This is a genomic window from Streptomyces sp. TLI_053 (assembly GCF_900105395.1).
GTDB lineage: Bacteria > Actinomycetota > Actinomycetes > Streptomycetales > Streptomycetaceae > Kitasatospora.
The window spans coordinates 910,020-934,061 of sequence record NZ_LT629775.1 but is presented as its reverse complement, the minus strand read 5'-3'; the positions used below and the strand labels follow the sequence as shown (position 1 = coordinate 934,061).

The 24,042-nt window shown below is 72.4% G+C and carries 19 protein-coding genes and 1 pseudogene; 10 read left to right on the top strand and 10 right to left on the bottom strand.

Annotated elements, in window-relative coordinates; translation table 11 throughout:
- Nucleotides 1-567: 567 nt before the first annotated feature.
- Complete coding sequence (locus tag BLU95_RS03395; RefSeq protein WP_093858617.1) at nucleotides 568-2,268, top strand: carbohydrate binding domain-containing protein; 1,701 nt, start codon at nucleotides 568-570, stop codon at nucleotides 2,266-2,268.
- Between the two features lie 116 nt (nucleotides 2,269-2,384).
- On the opposite strand, the gene BLU95_RS03390 is transcribed toward BLU95_RS03395, so the two are convergent.
- The 7 genes and pseudogenes from BLU95_RS03390 to BLU95_RS03360 form a co-directional block, all read right to left on the bottom strand.
- Nucleotides 2,385-3,599 (bottom strand): IS30 family transposase, encoded by a 1,215-nt coding sequence (locus BLU95_RS03390; RefSeq protein ID WP_093858616.1) that lies wholly within the window; start codon nucleotides 3,597-3,599, stop codon nucleotides 2,385-2,387.
- 78 nt (nucleotides 3,600-3,677) lie between these two features.
- Nucleotides 3,678-4,100, bottom strand: coding sequence for a TOBE domain-containing protein (locus BLU95_RS03385; RefSeq protein WP_093858615.1), 423 nt, complete (start codon nucleotides 4,098-4,100; stop codon nucleotides 3,678-3,680).
- Nucleotides 4,101-4,247: 147 nt separating this feature from the next.
- Complete coding sequence (locus BLU95_RS03380) at nucleotides 4,248-4,724, bottom strand: molybdopterin-dependent oxidoreductase (protein WP_093858614.1); 477 nt, start codon at nucleotides 4,722-4,724, stop codon at nucleotides 4,248-4,250.
- A 154-nt stretch (nucleotides 4,725-4,878) separates the two neighbouring features.
- Nucleotides 4,879-5,832 (bottom strand): hypothetical protein, encoded by a 954-nt coding sequence (locus tag BLU95_RS03375; RefSeq protein ID WP_093858613.1) that lies wholly within the window; start codon nucleotides 5,830-5,832, stop codon nucleotides 4,879-4,881.
- 99 nt (nucleotides 5,833-5,931) lie between these two features.
- Nucleotides 5,932-6,374 (bottom strand): annotated as a pseudogene (locus BLU95_RS03370) (peptidylprolyl isomerase).
- A 53-nt stretch (nucleotides 6,375-6,427) separates the two neighbouring features.
- Nucleotides 6,428-7,165, bottom strand: coding sequence for a DUF2278 family protein (locus BLU95_RS03365; protein WP_093858612.1), 738 nt, complete (start codon nucleotides 7,163-7,165; stop codon nucleotides 6,428-6,430).
- Between the two features lie 175 nt (nucleotides 7,166-7,340).
- Entirely contained in the window at nucleotides 7,341-9,401 is a 2,061-nt protein-coding gene (locus tag BLU95_RS03360; RefSeq protein ID WP_093858611.1) for a phosphocholine-specific phospholipase C, read from the bottom strand.
- 223 nt (nucleotides 9,402-9,624) lie between these two features.
- On the opposite strand from BLU95_RS03360, the gene BLU95_RS03355 reads away from it, so the two are divergent.
- The 7 genes from BLU95_RS03355 to BLU95_RS03325 all read left to right on the top strand — a co-directional run bounded on the left by BLU95_RS03355 (nucleotide 9,625) and on the right by BLU95_RS03325 (nucleotide 17,713).
- The gene (locus BLU95_RS03355) at nucleotides 9,625-10,608 is read left to right on the top strand and encodes an aldo/keto reductase (RefSeq protein ID WP_093858610.1); all 984 of its coding nucleotides are present in this window, start codon (nucleotides 9,625-9,627) and stop codon (nucleotides 10,606-10,608) included.
- Nucleotides 10,609-10,929: 321 nt separating this feature from the next.
- Nucleotides 10,930-12,642 (top strand): glycosyl hydrolase family 8, encoded by a 1,713-nt coding sequence (locus BLU95_RS03350; RefSeq protein WP_093858609.1) that lies wholly within the window; start codon nucleotides 10,930-10,932, stop codon nucleotides 12,640-12,642.
- Between the two features lie 258 nt (nucleotides 12,643-12,900).
- Nucleotides 12,901-13,236, top strand: a complete 336-nt coding sequence (locus BLU95_RS03345; protein WP_093858608.1) for a hypothetical protein — start codon at nucleotides 12,901-12,903, stop codon at nucleotides 13,234-13,236.
- A gap of 259 nt (nucleotides 13,237-13,495) precedes the next feature.
- A complete protein-coding gene (locus BLU95_RS43195) occupies nucleotides 13,496-13,939 on the top strand; it encodes a nuclear transport factor 2 family protein (protein WP_502689793.1) in 444 nt (147 codons plus the stop codon).
- A complete protein-coding gene (locus tag BLU95_RS03335; RefSeq protein ID WP_093858606.1) occupies nucleotides 13,936-14,811 on the top strand; it encodes an NAD(P)H-binding protein in 876 nt (291 codons plus the stop codon). Before BLU95_RS43195 ends, BLU95_RS03335 begins: the two co-directional genes overlap by 4 nt.
- Before the next feature lie 332 nt (nucleotides 14,812-15,143).
- Nucleotides 15,144-16,616, top strand: coding sequence for an APC family permease (locus BLU95_RS03330; RefSeq protein WP_093858605.1), 1,473 nt, complete (start codon nucleotides 15,144-15,146; stop codon nucleotides 16,614-16,616).
- Between the two features lie 95 nt (nucleotides 16,617-16,711).
- Entirely contained in the window at nucleotides 16,712-17,713 is a 1,002-nt protein-coding gene (locus BLU95_RS03325) for an ROK family protein (RefSeq protein ID WP_093858604.1), read from the top strand.
- A gap of 54 nt (nucleotides 17,714-17,767) precedes the next feature.
- Here the strand turns inward: BLU95_RS03325 and BLU95_RS03320 are convergent, their stop codons facing one another.
- Both BLU95_RS03320 and BLU95_RS03315 read right to left on the bottom strand, forming a co-directional pair.
- The gene (locus BLU95_RS03320) at nucleotides 17,768-18,235 is read right to left on the bottom strand and encodes a GNAT family N-acetyltransferase (RefSeq protein WP_093858603.1); all 468 of its coding nucleotides are present in this window, start codon (nucleotides 18,233-18,235) and stop codon (nucleotides 17,768-17,770) included.
- A 79-nt stretch (nucleotides 18,236-18,314) separates the two neighbouring features.
- Nucleotides 18,315-18,857 carry a cupin domain-containing protein gene (locus BLU95_RS03315; protein WP_093858602.1) on the bottom strand — a complete coding sequence of 181 codons (543 nt, stop codon included), beginning with the start codon at nucleotides 18,855-18,857 and terminating at the stop codon, nucleotides 18,315-18,317.
- Between the two features lie 82 nt (nucleotides 18,858-18,939).
- On the opposite strand from BLU95_RS03315, the gene BLU95_RS03310 reads away from it, so the two are divergent.
- Together BLU95_RS03310 and BLU95_RS03305 are read left to right on the top strand one after the other, a co-directional pair.
- Nucleotides 18,940-19,791: a LysR family transcriptional regulator gene (locus BLU95_RS03310; RefSeq protein WP_093858601.1), complete on the top strand. Its 852-nt coding sequence runs from the start codon at nucleotides 18,940-18,942 to the stop codon at nucleotides 19,789-19,791.
- 456 nt (nucleotides 19,792-20,247) lie between these two features.
- Entirely contained in the window at nucleotides 20,248-22,551 is a 2,304-nt protein-coding gene (locus BLU95_RS03305) for a M9 family metallopeptidase (protein ID WP_093858600.1), read from the top strand.
- A 102-nt stretch (nucleotides 22,552-22,653) separates the two neighbouring features.
- Here BLU95_RS03305 and BLU95_RS03300 read toward each other — a convergent pair whose 3' ends face one another.
- Nucleotides 22,654-24,030: a M1 family metallopeptidase gene (locus BLU95_RS03300; RefSeq protein WP_093858599.1), complete on the bottom strand. Its 1,377-nt coding sequence runs from the start codon at nucleotides 24,028-24,030 to the stop codon at nucleotides 22,654-22,656.
- Between the last annotated feature and the right edge of the window lie 12 nt (nucleotides 24,031-24,042).

Below are 24,042 nucleotides of genomic sequence, written 5' to 3'. Positions count from 1 at the left end.
AAGACGAGTTGGTGAGTCCGGTGCGGTCGGGGTGGGGTCCGATGATGGTGCTGTTCGAGTGCGGCGTTCAAGCGGATCGCCCTCCGGGCGAGCCCGGGTCGAACAGGGACTTTTCGAGCACTGCCGCTGTGCTCGGGGCCGCCCCGCGCCGGGGGCGGACGGCGTGTCGGGCGGCCGTCCGCGAGCCGGGGCGGCCGTCGCCGGATTCACTCGTTCGGATGGTCGGACGCCGGGGCGGTTTGCCGCCCCGGCGGGCCCGGCAGGCCTGACGGGGCGTCGGTCCTCGTGCTCGTGGCGGCCGCCGGTCCGGCCAACTCCCGGTCGTCCCACCGGGAGTCCGGAACCGGGGGCGGCCCCGGCGGAGCACCCGGCTCCGGGGGCGTCCCGACCGCCTTCCTAATTGGTCCAGACCCTCGCAATTGGTCCAGACCTATTGACGTGTCCGGCCGCCCCTCCTACGATCCGGACCGGCACAGCCCCACATGTCCCCCCACCTCACCCAGAGCCGGGCGTCACGCCCCCACGCGTCGGTTTCGTCCCTGGCGCTCGGCGGGAAGGGAGCACAGCATGTTCCGTCGAAGGTCGCGCACTCCGGATCCGCAGCCCCGGGTCACCCTGGAACGCGCAGCCCGGACGTACCGGACCGGCGGTGCCCGGACCGGATCGGGCGCGGTGAACCGCTCCCTCGCGCTGATCAGCGCCGCCGCCGTGATCGGTGCCGGCCTCGTCGTGGCCGGCAATGTCACCGCCGGGGCGGCGGTCCCCAACCTGCTGGCCAACCCCGGCTTCGAGAACGGCCTCTCCGACTGGACGTGTTCCGGCGGCTCGGGCGCGGCCGTCGGCAGTCCGGTGCACTCCGGCTCCTCCGCGCTCAAGGCCACGCCGGCCGGCTCGGACAGCGCCCAGTGCACCCAGACCGTCAGCGTGCAGCCCAACTCGCAGTACACGCTGAGCGCCTACGTCCAGGGCAGCTACATCTACCTGGGCGCCACGGGTACGGGCCTGAGCGGTGCCCAGTCCACCTGGACGCCGAGCAGCGCCTCCTACAGCCAGCTCAGCGTCGGTTTCAGCACCGGTCCGAGCACCACCTCGGTGACGGTCTTCCTGCACGGCTGGTACGGACAGCCCGCGTACCTCGCGGACGACGTGGTGCTCAGCGGCCCCGGCGGCACCACCACGCCTCCCACCACGCCGCCCACCACTCCGCCGACGACGCCTCCCACGACGCCGCCGACCACTCCGCCCACCACTCCGCCCACCACCCCGCCGACGACGCCTCCCACGACGCCGCCGACCACGCCGCCGACCGGTGACACCTGCCCCACCAAGCCCCGCCCCGCGGGCAAGGTCCTCCAGGGCTACTGGGAGAACTGGGACGGCGCCTCCAACGGCGTGCACCCGGGCATGGGCTGGGTCCCGATCACCGACAGCCGGATCGCCGCGCACGGCTACAACGTCATCAACGCCGCCTTCCCGGTGATCCTCTCCGACGGCACCGTCCTGTGGCAGGACGGCATGGACGCCGGCGTCAAGGTGTCCACCCCCGCCGAGATGTGCCAGGCCAAGGCGGCCGGCGCGACGCTGCTGATGTCGATCGGCGGCGCCGCCGCGGGCATCGACCTCGGCTCCAGCACCGTCGCGGACAAGTTCGTCGCGACCGTCGTCCCGATCCTGAAGAAGTACAACTTCGACGGCATCGACATCGACATCGAGACCGGCCTCTCCGGCAGCGGCAGCATCGGCACGCTGTCCGCCTCCCAGTCCAACCTGATCCGCATCATCGACGGCGTGCTCGCCCAGATGCCCGCGGGCTTCGGTCTGACGATGGCCCCCGAGACCGCGTACGTCACCGGCGGCAGCGTCACCTACGGCTCGATCTGGGGCGCCTACCTGCCGATCATCAAGAAGTACGTGGACAACGGCCGCCTGTGGTGGCTGAACATGCAGTACTACAACGGCAGCATGTACGGCTGCTCCGGCGACTCCTACCAGGCCGGCACCGTCCAGGGCTTCACCAAGCAGACCGAGTGCCTGAACAACGGCCTGACCATCCAGGGCACCACGATCAAGGTGCCCTACGACAAGCAGGTGCCCGGTCTGCCGGCCCAGCCCGGTGCGGGCGGCGGCTACATGGCGCCCGGCCTGGTGAGCCAGTCGTGGGGAGCCTTCGGCGGCGCGCTGAAGGGGCTGATGACCTGGTCGATCAACTGGGACGGCTCGAAGGGCTGGAGCTTCGGCGACAACGCGAAGTCTCTCCAGGGCCGTTGACGCACCGCTGACACGCCGTCGGCGTATCGACACGCCGCCGGCGCACCGGCAACGGCAAGGGCCCCGGGAGCACCTGGGCGGTTTCTAGGGGTCGTTGCAACACGTGGTCGGTTTGATCAGGCCGTGAGCAGTTTATGCAGGCGCTCGGCTGGGGTTTCCCAGCCGAGCGTTTTGCGTGGGCGGCCGTTGAGTTCGGCGGCGACGGCGGCCAGGTGCTCGGGGGCGTGAACGGTCAGGTCGGTGCCCTTGGGGAAGTACTGCCGCAGCAGACCGTTGGTGTTCTCGTTCGAGCCGCGCTGCCAGGGACTGGCCGGGTCGCAGAAGTAGACCGGGATGCCGGTGGCGACGGTGAATGAGCCGTGGGCTGCCATCTCGCTGCCCTGGTCCCAGGTCAGCGAGCGCACCAGGTGGCCGGGCAGCGTCCGGACGGTCTCCACCAAGGCGTCACGGACGTGTTCGGCGGTGCGGCCACGGGGCAGTTGGAGGAGCATCACGTAGCGGGTGGCGCGTTCGACCAGGGTGCCGATCGCGGAGGCGCCGTCCTTGCCGATGATCAGGTCACCCTCCCAGTGGCCGGGAACCGCACGGTCCTCGGCCTCGGCCGGGCGTTCGCTGATCATGACCATCGGGGCGGCGAACCGCGGTTGGCGGCAGGCCGCTCGGCGGTGGGGCTTGCGGCGAACACGCCCGGTGCGCAAGGCGGCGGCCAGCTCGCGGCGGAGTTCACCGCGGCCTTGGACGTAGAGGGCCTGGTAGACCGTCTCGTGGACCACGTGCATCTCCGGCCGCTCGGGAAAGGTGTCCCGCAGAGCCTGGCAGATCTGCTCCGGGCTCCACTTCTTGTCCAGGCGGTCCTGGACGAAGTCCCGCAGCTCGGAGTTCCGGCCGATCTTCCCGGGCTTGGGTCGGGGCCGGCGGGCATCCGCGCGGGCCTGCGCGGCGTGAGGGCGGTACTGGCCGTTGCCCGGGTGCCGGTTGCGTTGGATCTCCCGGCTGACCGTCGAAGGGCTGCGGCCCAGCTCGGCGGCGATGGCTCGGACGGTGGCCTTCTCACGCAGCCGGTCGGCGATGTGGATCCGATCAGCCTCGCGCAGGTAGCGGGACGGGCCGTCCTGCGGCAAAGGGACACGGATCGGCGGATACGCCTTCTTGCCGCCCGACGCGTTACGGCCGTTGCGCCACCGCTTGCCCGTGCGCAGATTGATCCCGACACGCTCGCACGCTTCCCGACTGCTCAGACCCCGGTCCATGAGGCGGAAGTATTCCTCCCGCTCACGGACCAGGGTCCTCGCCCTCCGAGCTACCGTCCGGTTCTTCCGGATCTCGAACATCGCACCCCTTGAGCTGGGGTGTTGCAACGATCCTTAGAACCCAAGCCTGATGCTCCCGGGGCCCCGCCGTCGTCCGGATCAGACGGTGGCGAGGGACAGCTCGGTGGCCTTGATGAGCGCGACCACGGCGGAGCCGGTGGCCAGGCCCAGATCGTTCACGGCGTCCCGGGTGACGGCCGCGGTGAGGACGCTTCCGCCCTCGACGGTGACGTTCACGGTGGCCATGGCGGCGCCGGCGGTGATCCCGGTGACCGTGCCGGGGATCCGGTTGCGGATGCTCAGCCCGGTGACCGGCCCGGTCGCCAGCGAGACGTCGGTCGACTTCACCATCGCGTGGACCGCGCTGCCCTCGGCGAGTCCGAGGTCCTTGACGGCGTCGACGGTGACGGCCGCGGTGACCTCCTGACCGCCGTCCAGCCGGGCCTTCACGGTGGCCATCGCCTCGCCCGTGGTGACGGAGGTGACGGTACCGGGGATCTGGTTGCGGATGCTCAGGCTCATGGCGGCAGACCTCGTACTATCGCTGGGAGCAGGGCTTTCACCTGCGGGTATGCCCGAGCCTAGAGCGAATTCGCCGCCGCTGTGCGAGCCCGGTCGCAGCTGCCAGGCCGGCCTTGGTGATCACCTGGCAGAAGCGCCCGGGGCCGGTCACCGCCCGGCGGCGCCGACCCAGATCTCGGTGACGGCGCTGATGTAGCGCGCCCCGCAGTGGTCGGCGGGAACCACCAGCTGCGGGCCGGTGGAGTCCAGCGGGGCGCCGTCGACGCTGGTGGCGAGAAGGATCTGCTGGCCGCCGAAGTCCGGGTCGATCTCGGCCCAGGACAGGACCGCGAAGTGACCGTCCGCCCCGGTGACGGTCAGCAGGTGGCGCAGGCGCTGCTTGCGGCCGCGGAGGTCGACCTGCGGTTGGGCCTCACGGACCACGTCCCACAGTTTCGGCCCTTCGAAGGAGTGGTTCTGCTCGCCCTCGCGCAGGCAGTCGTAGCTCACCTCGACCCGGTGGGTCCGCCGGGCCCGCAGCTGGGCGACCGTCAGTTCGAGCGGCTGGTCCAGTCGGCCGTGGAACCGCACGACGGCCGGTGCGGCGGGCACGGTCGGTGCGGCGGGTGCGAGAGGTCTGCTCACAGGGCTCCCTTCGGTTCCGCTCGGCGCGGCTCGGGCGAAGAGATACCCGTATCGCTCGGCAAATACCCGGGCAATCATGCGTTTGGGTCGGCAGATGCGAGCCAAGGTGCTGCTTCCCCCTGGTGGATGCCGCCAGTGTGAAAGCCCGGGCGGGTCAGTCGAGCAGCGCCCGAAGGGCCAGGCCGATGTAGAGGAAGAGCAACGGGATCGCGAAGCCGCCGTAGACGGCGGGCAGGATCGACTCGGGCCCGCCGATGCCGACGCCGGTGAGCAGCGGGCGGATCCACAGGAAGAGGAAGGTGGCGAGGACCGGGACGGCGGTCTGGGCGAGCGGGCGCCAGGCCAGGTCGTGCAACTGGTCCGCCTCCGCCGCGACGGACAGCGGCAGCACGAAGCAGACGAAGAACAGGCCGAAGAACAGCAGCAGGAAGAGGCGCATGCCGCCGATCGTGGTGCCGGTGTCGACGTGCGGCGAGAGGTCCGTGGTGCGCACCAGGGGGCCCAGCTCGGGCGCCGACGGGGCCCACAGGACCTGCACCCGGTCGTCGGTCCGGGGCTCCTCGGCGGTGTCGGCGCCCCGGGCCGTGATCCGGCTGCCGTCGGGGAGGGCGAGCTCCAGATCGGAGTCGTAGTGCGTCACCACGCCGTCGGAGTCCTCGACCGCCTCGGCGTCCGTCACCCCGACCACCGTCGCGGTGGACAGCACCGCGCCCGCATTCTTTATCGCGCGCACGTCCTCGCCGCCGTCCATCGCGCTCAGGGCGGCCGGGAGCGCGGCCGCGAACGGCAGCAGCAGGAGGACAGCGGCCACGCGGACCCAGACCCAGGGCGCAGCGTCGAAGGTCAGCGGCACCCGGGACCGCAGCGGGCGGGCGTCCTTGGACAGGGAGACCCGGCGGTGCTTGCGCCGGGTCCACATCCGGACGGCCTTGGCCGCCCACAGCGCAGCCATCCGCAGCCAGAGCAGGGCTATGCCGATCCGGGCGAGGGTGTCGAGCGTGGTGAGCGGCTGGCGGGTCCCGCCGCCGAGGCCGAAACCCCACCCGATCGCGACGGCCAGGACCGCCCACGCTCCCACCGCGCTCACCCGCGCCACCCAGACCAGCACGTGTCCCCACCGCCCCCGATGTCGATCATCCGGGCGGGATCCTCCCACACGCAGGTTTCGGGCGCGCGGTACGGGTGGGACCGCAGGGGCGGGAGCCGGTCAGCGGGTCTCGACGACGACCTTCTCGATCACGACGTCCTGCACCGGCCGGTCCGTGCGGGGGTCGGTCTCCGAGGTGGCGATCGCGTCGGCGACCCTGCGGCCGGCGTCGGTGGTCACCTCGCAGAAGACGGTGTGCTTGCCGGTGAGCCGGGCGGTCGCTCCGACGGTGACGAAGGACCGGGAGCCGTTGGTGCCCGGGCCGGCGTTGGCCGTCGCGAGCAGGTAGGGCTCATGAAGCGCTCGACGACCCGGTGGAGGACCGTGCCGTCGGACAGCGGCTCGGTGCTCCGCTGTCCGGTCCCGGGGTCGGTCCAGTCCCGTTCGCCGGTGGCGAGTTCCACGAAGTTCTCGACGGTCTTGGGGGTATGTTCCGGGAACAGCCGGATTTCGATGTCACCCTGGTTGGTCCTCGGCGTCGCGTACAGCTGTTCTGCCGTCACAAGTCCCTTGCCGAGTCCTACTGGTGCCGCCCGGTCCCAAGGACGGACGGACGTCAGGCCGGGTGCCCGGCGGCGTCGGTGTCCAGGCTCTGGGTGTTGAACCTGATCTGCCAGACGACCACCCGCCCGTCCGCGAACTCGCAGACCACGGCGCCGTCCTGCCACACGCCGTCGGTGTCGTACCACTGACTGCCCAGCGGGTCGCCCTGGTTGAGGTGCACGTCGTGGACGCCGCGGCCGGTGGTGAAGCGCTGGCCGAAGACGTAGATCCGGTCGGCGGAGCGGAGCAGCGGCTCCAGCACGTCGAGCGCGTTGTCGCCGTCGCTGGCCACCCAGGGGTGCACGGCGACGGGACGCCTCGGCAGTCGGTGGAGCAGCGCCACCAGCCGGTCGACCACGGTCGGGCCGAACGCGGGCGCGCCGACGGGCTGCTTCTGCAGCAGGGCGACCACCCGCAGCACCAGTCCCCGGAGGGTGCGCAGCCAGTCGGGGTCGCGGAGCAGTGGGCTGCGGGCGTAGTCGAGCGCACCGGAGGCGGGCGACGGGTCGAGCGGGTGGAAGTTGGGGGCCAACTGCCGGAGCGCTCCCAGGTCGGAGCGGTACAGACCGTCGACCAGCCGGTAGGAGACGCCGACGCTGCCGGGCGCGTCGACGTCGAGGGCGGCCTCGAAGGCGCCGGCGGGCGTCGACAGGGTCAGATGGCCGTGGTACCACTGGCCGAAGTCGTGCGAGGGGTCGCGGGAGAAGTCCTGGAAGGTGCCGACGGCCACGCCGTACAGGGGAAGGGGCATGGCCCAGGTTCGCACGGCCGGGGCGCGCGCACGGCGAGGCGCGGCCGGGCGGTGCCGGGCGGTGCCGGGCGCGGGAACGGCCCGGCCCGGGCGCACCGGAGTGCGGGGCGCCCGGGTCGGGCCACGGGGTCGGGCCGGGCTCGTCAGGTGAGGCGTCGGTCTCTGCGGGTGGGGCTCAGTAGGTGAGCAGGCCCGGGTCGGAGAGGCCGGGGGCGCCGGTCTCGACGTGGCCGGCGAGGCGGCGGACGAAGTCGGCCGTCACGGAGGAGGTGACGGTGACGTCGTACCAGTTGCGGCAGCCGCGCAGGTCGACGGTGTACCCGACGGTCGCGCCGCGGCGGACGGTGACGGTCTGCGGGGCGCCGCCGTAGGCGTTGGCGACGGTGAGGACGGCGTCGGCGCCGGCGGGGTTGGTGAAGGTGAGGTCGAGGTTGCCGGTGGTCGGGTTGTGGCGCGCGGTGACCTCGGGCCCGGCGGTCTTGCCGGGGTTGCGGAAGCGGCGCAGGAAGCCGTTCGGGCCGTGCACGGTGAGGTCCGTGACGCCCTTGGAGTAGGTGGTGTTCCAGGCGTCGGAGATGTTCTTGCCCGCCTCCGCCGTGTAGGTCCACGGGCCGTCGGTGCGGTTGGGCGAGGTGACCAGGAACTGCGCGCCCGCGGCCGCCCCGCCGCTGAAGGTCAGGCGGTACTTGCCGGTCGAGATGTCGGCCGAACCGTCCACGTAGGGTGCGTACTTGAGCGGACGGGTGGGCTTGGCGCCAGCCTCCTGCTTCGGCATGGTGCCGACGGCGGGCGGGGCGGGCACGTAGTCCGGGTGCCGGTTGCCGTCCTGCGGGCGGTAGCCGGTGGTGGACGGCAGGACCGCGGGCGCCGGGTCGGCGGCGGTGAAGTCGAAGGCGGTGGTCAGGTCGCCGCAGATCGCGCGCCGCCAGGGCGAGATGTTGGGCTCCAGCACCCCGAAGCGGCGCTCCATGAAGCGGATGATCGAGGTGTGGTCGAAGGTCTCCGAGCAGGTGTAGCCGCCGGTGCTCCAGGGTGAGACGACCAGCATCGGCACCCGCTGGCCGAGGCCGTAGGCGCCGGCGCCGTAGCCGATGCCGCCGCCGTAGTAGTCGGCGCCGGTGGCGACGGTCGACAGCCCCTGGGAGGCGGAGGAGGGCGGGAACGGCGGCACCACGTGGTCGAAGAAGCCGTCGTTCTCGTCGTAGGTGATGAACAGCGCCGTCCGGGCCCACACGTCGGGGTTGGAGGTCAGCGCGTCCAGGACCTGGGAGATGTACCAGGCGCCGTAGTTGGCGGGCCAGTTGGGGTGCTCGGTGAACGCCTCGGGGGCGGCGATCCAGGAGATCTTCGGGAGCGTGCCGCCCTGCACGTCGCGGCGCAGCTGGTCGAACAGGCCGTCGCCCGCCTTGGCGTTGGTGCCGGTGCGGGCCTTGTCGTACAGCGGGAGGCCGGGCTTGGCGTTGCGGTAGTTGTTGAAGTACAGCAGCGAGTTGTCGCCGTAGTTGCCGCGGTAGGGGTCGCTGATCCAGCCCCAGGACCCGGCGGCGTCCAGGCCGTCGCCGATGTCCTGGTAGATCTTCCAGGAGACGCCGGCCTTCTCCAGCCGCTCGGGGTAGGTGGTCCAGCCGTACCCGGCCTCCTGGTTGCCGAGCACCGGGCCGCCGCCGGTGCCGTCGTTGCCGGTGTGGCCCGTCCACATGTAGTAGCGGTTCGGGTCGGTGGAGCCGATGAACGAGCAGTGGTAGGCGTCGCAGAGGGTGAACGCGTCGGCGAGCGCGTAGTGGAACGGGATGTCCTGGCGGGTCAGATAGGCCATCGTGGTGGCCGTCTTGGCGGGCACCCACTGGTCGTACTTGCCGTTGTTGAAGGCCTTGTGGCCGCCGGCCCAGTCGTGGTTGAGGTCCTGGACGAACTGCATGCCCAGGTTGTTGACCTGGGGGCGGAACGGCAGGATCTCCTTGCTTCCGCTGTCCTTCTGGTACCAGACCGGCTTGCCGCTCGGCAGGGTGACCGGCCGCGGGTCGCCGAAGCCGCGCACGCCCTTCATCGCGCCGAAGTAGTGGTCGAACGAACGGTTCTCCTGCATCAGCACGACGATGTGCTCGACGTCCTGGAGAGTGCCGGTGGCGCCGGCCGGGGCGATCGCGGCGGCCCGCGCGATGCTCTGCGACAGCGACGAGAACGCGGCGGTGGCGCCCGCAAGTTGGAGGAAACGGCGCCGAGTCGGCTCAGCCATGGGTGGGAGACCTCTGCCTGTGATGGGGGGTGGAGGAACGGTGCCTGAAGAGGACAGCGGGTACGGGGTACGTCCGGGCCGACCGCCGGTGTCCGGTTGCTGTACGTCAGAAGAACGCCTCGACTTGTATGGACATCCTGGGGCGCCGCCGGGTCGGCCGGGCCGCGCCGCACCCGATGGTGGGTGCACGGCGGACCGGTGGGGGCTGTGAGAGGGTCGGTACATGGAACAGCGCGTTTTGGGCCGCACCGGCCGGCCCGTCTCGGTGGTAGGACTCGGTACCTGGCAGCTCGGTGCCGACTGGGGCGACGTCCGGGAGGAGGACGCCCTGGCGGTGCTGGACGCCTCGGTCGAGGCCGGCGTCACCCTCTTCGACACCGCCGACGTCTACGGTGACGGCCGCAGCGAGCAGCTGATCGGCCGCTACCTGAAGGACCGTCCGGACGCGGAGGTGTTCGTCGCCACCAAGTTCGGCCGCCGGGCGGAGCAGCGCCCGGAGCACTACATGCTCGACAACTTCCGCTCCTGGGCCGACCGTTCGCGATCGAACCTGGGTGTGGACCGGCTCGACCTGGTGCAGCTGCACTGCCCGCCCACGCCGGTCTACTCCGCCGACGAGGTGTACGACGCGCTCGACACCCTGGTCGCGGAGCAGCGGATCGCCGCCTACGGCGTGAGCGTGGAGACCTGTGCGGAGGCACTGACCGCGATCGCCCGCCCCGGGGTCGCCAGTGTCCAGATCATCCTCAACGCCTTCCGGCTGAAGCCGCTGGAGCAGGTGCTCCCGGCGGCGGCCGCCGCCGGGGTGGGCATCCTGGCCCGGGTGCCGCTGGCCTCCGGCCTGCTCTCCGGCCGGTACACCGCGCAGACCCGGTTCGCCGCCGACGACCACCGCACCTACAACCGGCACGGCGAGGCCTTCGACCAGGGTGAGACCTTCTCCGGGGTCGACTACGCGACCGGTGTCGAGGCGGCGGCCGCGTTCTCCGAGCTCGCCCCGGCCGGCGCGACGCCGGCGCAGACGGCGCTGCGCTGGATCCTCCAGCAGCCGGGCGTCACCACCGTCATCCCGGGTGCCCGGAACCCGGAGCAGGCCCGCGCCAACGCGGCCGCCGCCGGCCTGGCGCCGCTCCCGCCCGCCACCCTCGCCGCCGTCCGCGAGCTCTACGACACCCGTCTCCGCCCCCAGGTCCACGCCCGCTGGTGACTACCTGCTGGTGAACGCCCTCCGCCCGGCCGCCCGGTCCATCACCCGGGTCGCCGGGCGCTTCCCTCCCCGCCGGATCGGCCGGGGCGCCCCGGCCGCCGCCTCCGGGCGGGGTCGCGGGGTCGTGGGGGGCGAGGTCAAGTAAGGGATCTTTCCTAACTCGTCCCGCCATGCTCCCGAAGCGGCGCCGACGCTGTCAAGGGGCCCGTCGACGGCTTCCCCGGGCCGGTCGGCCGGGGCCGGGGTGGCTCGCGACTTCGATAGGAAACTTTACTAACAAGGTTATTGACTCGATCATCCGCGGCCCCACATAGTCCCGCCATGTCCTTTACCAAAAAGAGAAGTTGGGCCGTCCTCGCGGCGGCCGCCCTCACCGGGGGCCTGATCACCGGCCTGACCGGACTCTCGTCCGCGACCGCCGCCAGCCCCAACCTCGCCCTCGGCAAGGCCGTGACCGTCTCCTCCACCGAGGCCTCCGGCCTGGAGGGCGGCAAGGCCGTCGACGGCTCCGGCACCACCCGCTGGGCGAGCGCCGAGGGCGTCGACAACCAGTGGATCCGGATCGACCTCGGCGCCGGCACGTCCGTCGGCCAGGTCGTCCTGAAGTGGGAGGGTGCCTATGCCAAGGCCTACCGCGTCGAGCTGTCCGACGACGGGTCGACCTGGCGCCAGCTCTACAGCACCACCGCCGGCGACGGCGGGACCGACACCCTCACCGTCTCCGGCACCGGCCGCTACCTGCGGGTCTACGGCACCAAGCGCGCCACCTCCTACGGCTACTCGCTGTACGAGGTGGAGGTCTACGGCGGCGCCGGGACCCCGACCCCGACGCCCACGCCGACCACCCCCACCCCCACCACCACGACGACCCCGCCCGGCGGCGGTGCGGCCGTCCCCTTCGGCACCCACTCCTTCCCGTACGCGGCGGGCACCATCACGGTCTCCGGCGACCGCGCCGCCAACGACGCCAAGGTGGTGGACTACTACAAGAAGTGGAAGTCCGCCTTCGTCACCTCCAAGTGCGGCAACGGCTGGTCGGCCATCGCCTCGGTCGACGCGGACCACCCGTACGTCGCGGAGGGCCAGGGCTACGGCCTCACCATCCTGGCGACCATGGCCGGGGCCGACCCGGACGCCCGCGCCACCTTCGACCGGTTGCTGAAGTTCGTCCTCGACCACCCGTCCGTCAACAACCCCGACCTGCACGCGGCCGAGCAGGACGCCGGCTGCAAGAGCGTCAACGGCAGCGACTCCGCGACCGACGGGGACCTGGAGATCGCCTACGCGCTGCTGCTCGCCGACAAGCAGTGGGGCAGCACCACCGGCGGCTACAACTACAAGCAGCTCGCGGTGAAGCGGATCAACGCCATCAAGGCGAGCGAGGTCGTCCCCGGCACCAGGCTGATGAACCTCGGCGACTGGTCGGACGGCAACTACAACACCATGAGCCGCAGCTCGGACTGGCTCAGCGGGCACTTCAAGGCCTTCCGGAAGGCCACCGGTGACAGCGCCTGGGACGGCATCCTGACCGCCCACCAGAACCTCGTCACCCACCTGCAGACCAACTACGCCCCCACCACCGGCCTGCTCCCCGACTTCGCGGTGTCGACCAACACCGGCAACCCGAAGCCCGCGGCCGGTCAGGTCCTGGAGAGCCCGCTGGACGGCGCCTACTCCTGGAACGCCTGCCGCGACCCCTGGCGGCTGGGTGTGGACGGCCTGACCACCGGCGACCCGAAGTCCCTCGCCGCGGTCCGGAAGATGAACTCCTGGATCAAGCAGGCGACCGGCGGCGACCCGGACCGGATCGCCCAGGGCTACAAGCTGAACGGCACGGTCGCCGAGTCCGGCTCCTCGGTGGCGTTCATCGCACCGTTCGCGGTGGCCGCGGCCACCGACACCGGGAGCCAGGCCTGGCTGGACGCGCTCTGGACCAAGATGAACTCGGTCCCGCTGGACCAGGGCAGCTACTACGGCTCCAGCATCCAGCTCCAGGTGATGATCGCCGTCACCGGCAACCAGTGGCTGCCGTAGCGGCCGACGGTGCTCGCTGAGCCGTCCCGCAGGCCGGGCCGGGTCCCCTGGAACCCGGCCCGGCCGTGGCGCTCGCGAGGTCGGCCGGCACCCCGCCCCGGCCTCGCGCGGGCGGCCCGCGCGGGCCCGGCCGACTCGGCCGCGGCGGTGGGGTCGACGGTGATCTCCCCCGCCCGGCCGATCGCCCGGTCACCCTTGAGGCCGAACTCAGGCCTTTACGGGAAGTTCACCTCACGTTTGTTATTTAGACTGGTTTGCATGCTGTCTGATCATCGCAACCTTCTCGGTTCCGTCACCGCCACGCTGCGCGCGGCGGGGCTGCCGCTTGCCGACAAGGTGCGCGGGACCGGCGGCGCCACGGTCTCCGACGTCGCCCACGGCGTGGTCGTCTCCTGGCAGGCGGCCTGGCCCTCCGGTGCCGCCGACGCCTCCGGTGGTGTCGGCGGTGGCGCGACGCCTCCGCGCGGCGGCGCCGCCGTCCGCTCGCGGAACTTCCAGGAGACGCTCCGGGTCGCCGCGCTGCTGGCCGATGTCGGCTACCACACCGAGCACCTCGGTGACCGCGTGCTGGTCAACGGCCGCAACGGCGGCTGACCGGCTCCTCCGGGCCGCCCGGCCCCGTGCCGCCGTTCCGCCTGTTCCGCCTGTGTTCCATCTGCTCCGCCTGTTCCACCCGCTCCACCTGCTCCCGGCCCGGCCGGTGAAGGCGGCTGCCCTCCGGCAGCCGCCTTTTCGCGTTCCCGGGGCCGCGCCGGGTGCCCCGCCCGGTCCCGGTTTGCGATCCGGACCGGCGGTCCGTATCGTCCCCGGTGAAGCGGACCGCTGGTCCGCATTCAATCGGAGGGAGACACCCGTGACAGCCGTGCCCGAAACCGCCGGGACGACGCCGGAGGAGCTGTACCGCCACAGCCTGCGCCTGCTGCTCGACAAGGACATCGCCGGCTGGGTCGGCCTGTGGGCCGAGGACGGCGTCATGGAGTTCCCCTTCGCCCCGCCCGGACGGCCGACCCGGCTCGACGGCCGGCCCGCCGTCGCCGCCTACATGGCGGGCTACACCGACCACATCGACCTGCGCGACTTCCCCGAGCTGAGGATCCACCGGACGGACGACCCGCAGACCGTGGTCGTGGAGATGCGCGGCGTCGGCCTCCTGGTCGGGACGGGCGCGCCCTTCGACATGCGCTACATCGCCGTGGTGACCGTCCGGGACGGCCGGTTCGCCTCCTACCGCGACTACTGGAACCCGCTCGCCGTGCTGGAGGCCGGCGTCGACTTCGCTCCGGGGAGCACCCGATGACCGTCACCCCGTCCACCCTGGTCGTCGGCGCCACCGGGACCACCGGGAGCCGGACCGTCGCCGCGCTGGTCGCCGCCGGACACCGTGTCGGCGCCGCGAGCCGCCGCGCCGCCCCGCTGCCCGGCGCCACGGCGGTGCGCTTCGACTGGTACGACCCCACCACCTTCGACGCCGCCCTCGGCGACCACGACCGGCTCTACCTCGTCCCCCCGGTCGGCGAGCCCGAGCCGCTGCCCGTCATGCTGCCCTTCCTCCGGCTGGCCGTCGCCGCGGGCGTGCGCCGCGCCGTCCTGCTCAGCTCCTCGGCGGTGCCGGAGGGCGGCCCGGCGGTGGGTGCCGTGCACGCCGAGCTGCCCGGACTGTTCGAGGAGTGGGCCGTGCTGCGCCCCTCCTGGTTCCTGCAGAATTTCACCGGCGCGCACCCGCACGCCCGCAGCATCCGCGAGGAGGGCGTCGTCCGCACGGCGACCGGGAGCGGCCGGGTCGGCTTCGTGGACGCCGCGGACATCGCCGCCGTCGCCGCGCACGCCCTCACCGCCGACCGGGCACCCGACACCGACCTGGTCCTGACCGGCCCGGAGGCTCTCGGCTACGACGACATCGCCCGGATCGCCGCCGAGTTCCTCGGCCGCCCCGTCGTCCACCGGCGGCTCGGCCGCGCGGAACTGGCCGCCGAGCTGACCAGGGGGATGCCCGCCCGCTTCGCCGCGATGCTGGCCGATCTCGACGGTGCCATCGCCGCCGGGGCGGAGGACCGCACCACCGACACCGTCCTGCGCCTCACCGGCCGACCTCCGCACGGCTTCCGGGAGGTGGCCGCGAGGGAGCTGCGGCCCCGGGGCGCCGCTCCGCAGGGCAGCCACCGGGGCTGACGGTTCGTCACGGTGCTTACGACCGAGGGTCAACCGGTCCTCCGTGACGGACGTCCCGCCGAGAACGGGGCCGGCGGGGCCGGGCGGGTCCCGCCGGTCGCCGGGGTGGCGACGGCTCTGCTGGTCCCCTGTGCGGTGCTGGAGGGCGGCCGCACAGCACGGTGAGGGTCTCCGGCCCGCCGGCGGGTGCCGAGGCCGGACGGGACGGGGCACCGGCGGGCGGAGGTGGCCGGATCGTGACATCGACGGGTGGAGCAGGCCCTTGACGCTGAAAGTAATGTTCCTTAACTTAATGCCCGCGTCGCCTCCTCCTCCGCTCCGTCCCCCACCTCATGGAGCCATCCGTGTCCGCAGGCTTCACCCGAAGAATCGGCCTCTTCCAGGCCACCACGATCAACATGAGCCAGATGTGCGGGATCGGCCCGTTCGTCACCATCCCGCTGATGGTCGGCGCCTTCGGCGGTCCGCAGGCCGTCGTCGGCTGGATCGCCGGCGCGCTGCTCGCCCTCGCCGACGGTCTGGTCTGGGCCGAGCTCGGCGCCTCGCTGCCCGGGGCCGGCGGCACCTACGTCTACCTGCGCGAGGCCTTCCAGTACCGGACCGGGCGGCTGATGCCGTTCCTGTTCGTCTGGACGGCGATGCTCTTCATCCCGCTGATCATGTCCACCGGCGTCCAGGGTCTGGTGCAGTACCTCGCCTACCTGTGGCCGGGCATGACCACCGCGCAGGGCGACATCGTCGGCGTGGCCGTCCTCGCCCTGGTCGTGCTCCTGCTGTGGCGCAAGGTCGAGAACATCGGCAAGCTCACCGTCGCGCTCTGGGGCGTGATGATCGTCTCGGTCGGCGCGGTGATCCTCGCTTCCTTCACCGACTTCCACCCCTCGATGGCCTTCACCTGGCCCGCCCACGCGATCGAGCTGACCCACGGCCAGTTCTGGATCGGCTTCGCCGCCGGTCTGACCATCGGGATCTACGACTACCTCGGCTACAACACCGCCTCGTACCTCGGTGCCGAGATCAAGAACCCCGGCCGGGTCATGCCGCGCGCCATCATCGTCTCGATCATCGCCATCATGGGTGTCTACCTGCTGATGCAGATCGGCGTCCTCGGCGTGATCCACTGGCAGGACATGCTCGACCCGGAGAACGTCGCCTCCAGATCGGTCGCCTCCGCGGTGCTGGAACAGACCTGGGGCAAGGGCGCCGCCGACACCGTGACGGTCCTCATCCTGATCACCGCCTTCGCCTCCGTCTGCGCCGGTCTGCTCGGCGGCTCGCGCGTGCCCTACGACGCGGCCCGCGACGGGATGTTCTTCCGCGCCTTCGGCAAGCTCCATCCCAAGCACGAGTTCCCGGTCGTCGGGCTGCTGTCGATGGGCGCGATCACCGCCGGCGGCTTCCTGTTCGCCCGGCACATCGGGAACGTCGCCGAGCACCCGCCGCTCACCGTGCTGATCACCCTGCTCACCAGTGTCATGGTGATCGTCCAGGCGCTCGCCCAGATCGCCGCCGTGGTCGTGCTCCGCAAGCGGCAGCCCGACCTCGCCCGCCCCTACAGGATGCTGCTCTACCCGTTGCCGGCCGTCGTCGCCGCCATCGGCTGGACGGTCATCTACGGCTACGCGGACAAGGCCAACCCGGGTGTCCACCCGATCGAGTGGTCGCTGGCCTGGGTCGGCCTCGGCTGCGTCGCCTACCTGATCTGGTCCAAGGTCGAGGGCGCCTGGCCGTTCGGCCCCAAGGAGATCCGCGAGGAGTTCCTGGACGCCCAGAACGCCGGGGCCGAGGCCGCTCCGGTCGGCTGACCACCGACCCGTTCCACCCCCGACCGCCGGCCGGCGGGTGGGTGGCGCCGCACCGCCGCCCGCCCGCCGCCCGGCCACCATCCGAGGACCACTCCTTGACCGCCGACACCGCCGACACCGCCGACACCCGCCCGCACCCCCGTCCGCACCCCCGTCCGCACCCTCGCCCTGTCGGTGCCGGCGCCGTCATCGGCATCGACTTCGGCGGCACCAAGACCGAGGTCGCCCTCGCCGACTCCGACGGCACCCCGCTGCGGCGGATCAGGTTCGCCACCCGTCCCGAGCAGGGGCCCGACCAGGTCCTGGCCCGCACCGGTGCGGCGGTCCGCGAACTCGCCGGGTACGCCCGGACCGCGCTCGGTCTGCCGGTGGTCGCCCACGCCGCGGTCAGCCCGGGCGTCATCCGGCCGGACCGGATCCTGCTCACGCCGAACCTGCCCGGCTGGGAGAGCCTCGCCCTCGCCGAGCGCCTGGCGCTCGAACTCGGCGTGGACAGCGTCGCGGTGGCCAACGACGTCCGCGCCGGAGCCCTCGCCGAACTGCGCCGGGGCGCCCTGCGCGGCGCCGACCCCGGCGTCTACCTCAGCCTCGGCACCGGCGTCGCCGCCGCGCTCACCGTCGGCGGCCGGGTGCTCGACGGCGCGCACCAGGCGGCCGGCGAGATCGCCTACCTGGACCCCGGCCGGTCGGGCGGGGTGCCCGTCGCCGCCGTCGCGGACGGGCGCGCGCCACTGGAGGAACTGGTCGGTGGCAAGGCCCTCGGCGAACGCAGCGCCGCCGAACTGGGCGAGGAGCTCACCGCCGACCGCCTGTTCACCAGCGCCGACCCGGTGGCCGGGCGGATCGCCCGGGAGGCGCTCGACACGCTCGCGACAGCCGTCGCCAACATCGCGGTGCTGCTGGACCCGGAACGGGTCGTGGTCGGCGGCGGCATGATGGCCGCCGGAGCGGTGATCCTGCCCGCCCTCACCGAGCACCTGGACCGCGCCGTGCCGTTCCCGCCGGCCGTCCTCCCGGCGCGGTTCACCGCCGACGCCTCCCTGCACGGGGCGATCACCCTGGCCCTCGACCACCGGCGCGTCCCCGCCGGCTGCTGAAGCCGGTCCGGGCGGGGCGGTTGGGCCGACGGCGGCCGGACCCCGTGCGGCCGGTCAGCTGCCGCCGGCTCCGACCCGCTCCGGTGGGCAGAGGAAGAAGAGCTCGGGATCACCGTCGTCCAACCCGTGCAGCAACCCGACCGCGCGCCACCGCTCGCGCCCGAGCAGCCGCTGCATCGGCAGGTTCGAGACGTTCGTCGAGGTGAACAGCTTGGGCGCGGTGCAGGCCGCCCCCGCGGCGCGGAGCAGGAGCGAACCGACGCCGCGTCGGCGGGCGCCGTCCGCGACCATCAGCATGGTCACGAATCCCTGCTCGAAGAAGGTGTGCTCCAGCACGCCGTACCCCAGCGGCCCCGACGGGTCCTCGGCCACCAGGACGAGCCCCTCCTCGCACCATCGCCGGACGGCCGCGCGCCGGCCCTGGTCGCCCGCCGCCGCGATCGTGTCGATGCCCGCGATCGCGGACCAGTCCGAAGGCGCGGCGGTGCGCACCAGGATCCCGCCGGGTGTGTGGATGTCCATGGGAGCATCCTGGCAGTACCCCCTCGGGCACCGGTCAGGACGGCACCGGGGAGGACGGCCCGGGGAGGACGGCCCCGGTTCAGGACGGCCCGGGGGTGGGAGCCGAGGCGGGTTCGGTCGCGTAGCGGCGCATCAGCCCGAGCTGCGCCTCGGGTGTCACGGCCTCGGCGCCGGCGTGGAGGTCCCGCAGCTCGCGGAAGTACCGGACGTACGGGTCGGGGGTGAAGGTGCTGAGCATGACGGCCGGTTCGTCGCCGACGTTGGCGAAGGTGTGCGGTGCGCCCGGCGGGACGACGACCAGGGTTCCCGCGACCGCGTCGTGCTCCTCGCTCCCGACGGTGAACCGCACCGAGCCGGAGACGACGTAGAAGCCCTCGTCGTGCCCGGCGTGGCGGTGCTGGGGCGGGCCGGGTGTGTGCGGGGCGATCACGGACTCGGCGATGCCCAGGCGATGTCCGGTGGTGGTGCCGTCCTCCAGGATCCGCATCCGGGTGGTGCCGAGCAGGACGGTCTCGCCCTCGCCCGGGCCGACCACGGACACGGTGGGCGCGGCGGGGAGTACGGGGGCGGCGGGGTCGTCAGGGGCCGTGGCGGGTGCGCCGGCGTTCGGTTCTTCGGTCATGGATCGATTGCACCGTCCGGGCGCTGCGCCCGTCCAAGACCCGTTCCGTGGCGGCCGATACCGCACGGGTATCGTTGCCGGTATGGAGCTGCGGACCCTGCGGTACTTCGTCGCCGTCGCCGAGGAACTCCACTTCGGCCGGGCCGCCGCCCGTCTGCACATGAGCCAGCCCCCGCTGAGCCGGGCGATCCGGCAGCTGGAGGCCGAGCTCGGCGCCGTTCTGCTGAACCGCTCGGCCACCGGTACGACACTCACCCCGGCCGGGGAGACGCTGCTGGCCGAGGCGCGCGAGCTGCTGGACCGCACCGAGCTGGCCCGGGCGCGGGTCGCAGCGGCGGCCGGACCGGCCACCCTGACCGTCGGCCTCCTGGGTGACAGCGCCGACCTCGGGATCGCGCGGCTGGCCGCCGCCTACCGCGACCGGCGCCCCGACGTGGAGATCCGCGTCCGGGAGACCGATCTGACCGACCCGACCTGCGGGCTGCGGGCCGGCCTGGTCGACGTCGCGCTGACCCGCGGCCCGTTCGACGAGACCGGGCTGTGTGTCCGGGAGCTGCGGGCGGACCCGGTGGGCGCGGTGCTGCGCGCCGACGATCCGCTCGCCGGCCGTACCAGGCTGCGGCTGGCCGACCTGGCCGGGCGGCGGTGGTTCCAGTTCCCGGAGGGGACGGACCCGCGCTGGCAGGCGTACTGGAACGGCGGCGCCCGACGGCAGGGTCCGGTCGTGCGCGCCGTCCAGGAGTGCCGGCAGGCGGTGCTCTGGAACGGCACGGTCGGGATGGCGCCGCTCGGGCACGAGCCGCCCGCCGGACTGGCCGTCGTGGCGGTGACCGACATGCCGCCGAGCCGGGTGGTGACGGCCTGGAACGCGGGGGACCCGAATCCGCTGGTCCGCGGCTTCGTGCGCACGGCGGTGGCCGTGTACGGGGCCTGACTGTCCATCATCGGGCCGTTCGGGCCATTGGGGTCGATCAGCCCGATCAGCCCGATCAGCCCGATCAGCCCGATCAGCCCGATCGGGCTGATCGGGCTGATCGGTCGTCGAGCTGTCGGGCCGACGGACGATCGACCGGACCGGACTTTCGGAGCGTTGAATTCCGTTGTGTCGGAACGTCAGTGACGGATCGTCATGTCGCCGATGCGGAACGTTCCTGGTCGAACAGGCGGGCGGTAAAGGGCTTTCAAAGGTGATGTGACATGTGCCATGGTACTAATCACCGCTCCCCACCGGTATCGACGGAGTCCCATCGACCACCGTCGTCCTTTGGTCCTCACCCCCACCGGTCGCGTCCCCAACGCGACCGACCCAAGGCCCGGAGGCCCCCACGTGAGAACCGCACGTCTGTCGCACCTGCGGCAGTTGGCAAGACTCCTGACGCTAGTGCTCTCCATGGTCCTGACAGTCGGTCTGTTCGCCCCGCTCGGGCAGGCCGCACCCGTCGCCGCGTCCCCCGTCGCGGTACCGCCGACCGGCGGCGGCGCCGCTGGGGCACGCACGGCCCCCTCCGACGAGCTCCCGCCGCCCGGCGTCGAGCGGACCGTGCGGTCCGGCGACCCCGCCGCGGTGCCCGCCGCGCACAGCGGGGACCTCGGGTCGGCCGATCTCGAGCCCCGCAACGACTTCGCCCCCTGGCGCGTCCAGCAGTCGGCGGCGGCCGAGCGGTCCGGCCGGGGCGCGGCCGCCGGTGAGGCGCCCGGCGAGGCGTCCGGCGAGGCCGTGGCCTGCAACCCGACCGACTTCGGGCGGACGGGCGTGGAGCTGATCAGGCTCATCAAGTCCGTGGACATGGCCTGCGTCGACAGTCTGTTCAGGATCGAGCCCCGCTACGCGGCCGCCGCGTTCCGCGAGTCCCAGATGCTCACGGTGGCCGCCGCCGTCAACGAGGCCGCCGTCGCCTACCGGGGCGACAACAGCGGCTCGATCCAGCAACTGATGTACTACCTGCAGGCCGGTTACGCCGTGCAGTGGGACAACCGTCTCGTGGTCGGCGAGTACAGCAGCGAGGTCCCGAAGGCGATCCTCCCCGGCGTGCGGGCCTTCTTCGACAACTCCCACGCGCTGGACACCACCGCCGAGAACGCCGGCCCGCTGGCGAACGCGGGCGTGCTGGCCGACGTCACCCGCGAGCCCGTCACCTACCTGCCGATCGCCAAGCGCCTGCTCACCGCCTACACCAGCAGCGCGTGGGACAAGGACAACCTGATGTGGGCACTCAACCCGGCCTTCCTGGTGCTGTACCGGGGCATCCGGAGCGAGGACCCGAAGTTCCGCGAGGAGATCCAGAAGGACCCGGCGCTGATCGACCTGGTGGCGGCCTTCGCCGATCGGGCCCTCGTCCACGCCGGCGGCGCCTACGACGGCGTGCTCTCCAACGCCGTCAACGAGCTGAGCCGGTTCATGTTCTACCCCGAGTTCCGCCCGCGGGTGCGTCCGCTCCTTCAGGCGCTCACCGCGAAGTTCTCGGTCACCGGCCCCACCCGGAACCAGCGCGCGACGGCCGCGGTCGGCGTGCGCAACTACGACCAGGCGAACTGCGCCTCCTACGGCACCTGCCAGGACGCCGAGCGGTTCCAGGCCGAGTACCTGACCCACATCGAGCAGTGCAGCCCGAGCATCCGCATCCTCGCCGAGTCCATGGCCCCGGAGCAGCTGGACGGCACCTGCACCAGCCTCAACGGCCAGGACGCCTTCTTCCACGCCGTGGTGCGGGACGACGGCCCGGTCGCGGACGACCTCAACAGCACCATCGACGTCGTCGTGTTCGACAGCTCCGCCGAGTACAAGCTGCTCTCCACGGTCATGTTCGGAAACTCCACCGACAACGGCGGCATGTACCTGGAGGGCAGCCCGGCCAAGGCCGGCAACAAGGCCCGGTTCGTCGCCTACGAGAAGACCTGGGGCGAGCCGGGCTTCTCGATCTGGAACCTCAACCACGAGTACACCCACTACCTCGACGCCCGGTTCGACATGTACGGCAGCTTCGAGGCGGCCGACCCCACCCCCGTCGCCTGGTGGACCGAGGGCCTCGCCGAGGTCGTCGCCGACTCCTACCTCGAGGTCGTGAACACCCTGGCGATCGAGGCGGCCGCCAAGCACACCTACCGGCTGAGCACGCTCTTCGACAGCCACTACGAGAACGAGGACCGCACCTACCGCTGGGGCTACCTCGCCGTCCGCTACATGCTGGAGCGCCACCGGCCCGACGTGGACAGCCTCCTCGCCCTGTACCGCAAGGGCGACTGGGCCGGCTCCCGCACCCTCCTCAAGACGACCATCGGCACCCGGTACGACGCCGACTTCGACGCCTGGCTGAACTCCTGCGCGGCCGGCGAGTGCAGGAACACCCCGAGCTTCCCGAGGCTGACCGAGTGCGCGGGCGGTGACATCCGCAAGCTCGACAGCAACTGCGCCCGGAGCAACCTGTCGGCGACCACCGGCAACTACGCGCACTTCTACCTCTGGGTGCCGGCGGGCACCCGCCAGGTCCGGGTCACGAGCAGTGGCGGCACCGGCAACGGCGAGCTCTACTACAACCCGTACGGCTGGGCCTACACCGACTCGTACGTCACCCGGTCGGCGGGCCCGGACAACGCCGAGACCCTCACCGTCACCAGCCCGCAGGCCGGTTACGTCTTCTTCAGCCTCTACGCCCAGCAGGGCTTCAGTGGGGTGAGCGTCACCAGTGAGTTCTGATCCCTGCTCCTGATCCCTGCTCCTGACCGCTGTTCCTGACCGCTGTTCCTGGTCCCGCTCCTGGTCCCCGGGCCGGGCGCCGTGCGCGCCCGGCCCGGGGCCTCAGCCGTCGATCCGGTGCTCCTGCCAGAACGGGGCGAGGTCCACCGGGGCGACCGCCTGGGCGGCGGCCTTGAACGCCGCGGTGGTCGAGACGTCGTACCAGTGGGCCCGGGCGTAGTCGCGCAGCAGGACGGCCATGGTGTCCGCGCCGAGCAGTCGGCCCAGTTCGTGGAGGGCGCAGGAGCCGTGGTCGTAGACGACCGCCTCGTACCGGTCGGGGTGCGCGTCCCAGTGGCTCATGGGCGAGGTCAGCCGCTCGTCCTCGGACTCCCAGTGGGCGGGCGCCGAGCAGTCCTCGTCGCCCCCGCCCAGGACGAGGTCGGCGGCGTACTCGCTGAAGGACTCGTCCAGCCAGGGCGCGCGGTACTGGTCGTCGCCGACGATGCCGTACCACCACTGGTGCGCCAGCTCGTGGACCAGCGCGAAGGGCTTGACCCGGTCGAGGACGAAGCCCGGGTACTCCATGCCGCTGAACCAGAAGGCGTTGTCGAGGACGACGGTCAGCTCGCCGTACGGGTAGGCGCCGAAGCGGGCGGAGTGCGCGTCGACCGCGCCGCGCGCGAGCTCCAGCATCCGGCCGGCCTCCTCGGCGGTGACGTCGGGGGTCGCGAACACCCCGATCCGCACGCCGTCCGCCGACCGGCCCGCGAGCCGGGTGAACGGACCGGCGGCCCAGGCGAAGTCGCGGACCCGACGGGCGGTGACGGTGGTGACGGTCCGGCCCGGTCCGCCGGGCGCGTCCGTGGCGCTGCCGGTGGCGGGGACCAGCAGGCCGGAGGGGTGGTCCAGGGTGACGGAGTAGTCGGCCGCGAGGGAGTAGAAGGACTCACCGTTGCGGGTGTACGGGTCGAGGTGCCAGCCGTCGCCGTCCAGCACGGCGAGCGTGGGCAGGGCGTTGCCGAGGACGGTGTACGCGCCGTCGCGCCCGAAGCGGTCGAGGCCCTCGGGGACGTCGACGGACAGCTCGAAGTCGAGGGTGCCGGACTCGCCCTGGCGCAGCGGCCGGGGGAGCGGGACCCTGAGCGTGGTGCAGTCCGCGCTGGAGGTGCCGGTGATGCCCGTCAGCCGGACGGCGGGCGCCGCGCACCCGCCGCGGGCGTTGCCCCAGAGCCGCAGGTACACGGCGGACAGCGGTTCGGGCGCGACCTGGGTGAAGCCCACCCGCTGACGGCCTCGCCAGGCCGCACCGGTTGCGTCGCTGTGCAGCGTCACGGTGTGGGTGACGGCGGCGGGGGTTCGTGGCCCGTCGCCGTGCCGGTGGGACCCGGAGAGGTGGCGGCCCGGCGGGGCCGCGGCCACCACCGACAGGAGCACGGCGAGCACGGCGGCGACCGCGAGGACGGCGTTCGGGGCGGGCGAGCCGTGGCGGCGTCGCATCGGACGTGGTGG

Bases quoted from the DNA above. Each gene is read 5' to 3' on its own strand.
- BLU95_RS03395 (WP_093858617.1), top strand. From the start codon at position 568: ATGTTCCGTCGAAGGTCGCGCACTCCGGATCCGCAGCCCCGGGTCACC.
- BLU95_RS03300 (WP_093858599.1), bottom strand. From the start codon at position 24,030: ATGCGACGCCGCCACGGCTCGCCCGCCCCGAACGCCGTCCTCGCGGTC.
- BLU95_RS03345 (WP_093858608.1), top strand. From the start codon at position 12,901: ATGCTGTCTGATCATCGCAACCTTCTCGGTTCCGTCACCGCCACGCTG.
- BLU95_RS03360 (WP_093858611.1), bottom strand. From the start codon at position 9,401: ATGGCTGAGCCGACTCGGCGCCGTTTCCTCCAACTTGCGGGCGCCACC.
- BLU95_RS03310 (WP_093858601.1), top strand. From the start codon at position 18,940: ATGGAGCTGCGGACCCTGCGGTACTTCGTCGCCGTCGCCGAGGAACTC.
- BLU95_RS03365 (WP_093858612.1), bottom strand. From the start codon at position 7,165: ATGCCCCTTCCCCTGTACGGCGTGGCCGTCGGCACCTTCCAGGACTTC.
- BLU95_RS03315 (WP_093858602.1), bottom strand. From the start codon at position 18,857: ATGACCGAAGAACCGAACGCCGGCGCACCCGCCACGGCCCCTGACGAC.
- BLU95_RS03320 (WP_093858603.1), bottom strand. From the start codon at position 18,235: ATGGACATCCACACACCCGGCGGGATCCTGGTGCGCACCGCCGCGCCT.
- BLU95_RS03305 (WP_093858600.1), top strand. From the start codon at position 20,248: ATGGTCCTGACAGTCGGTCTGTTCGCCCCGCTCGGGCAGGCCGCACCC.
- BLU95_RS03335 (WP_093858606.1), top strand. From the start codon at position 13,936: ATGACCGTCACCCCGTCCACCCTGGTCGTCGGCGCCACCGGGACCACC.
- BLU95_RS03385 (WP_093858615.1), bottom strand. From the start codon at position 4,100: ATGAGCCTGAGCATCCGCAACCAGATCCCCGGTACCGTCACCTCCGTC.
- BLU95_RS03330 (WP_093858605.1), top strand. From the start codon at position 15,144: ATGGAGCCATCCGTGTCCGCAGGCTTCACCCGAAGAATCGGCCTCTTC.
- BLU95_RS03350 (WP_093858609.1), top strand. From the start codon at position 10,930: ATGTCCTTTACCAAAAAGAGAAGTTGGGCCGTCCTCGCGGCGGCCGCC.
- BLU95_RS03355 (WP_093858610.1), top strand. From the start codon at position 9,625: ATGGAACAGCGCGTTTTGGGCCGCACCGGCCGGCCCGTCTCGGTGGTA.
- BLU95_RS03390 (WP_093858616.1), bottom strand. From the start codon at position 3,599: ATGTTCGAGATCCGGAAGAACCGGACGGTAGCTCGGAGGGCGAGGACC.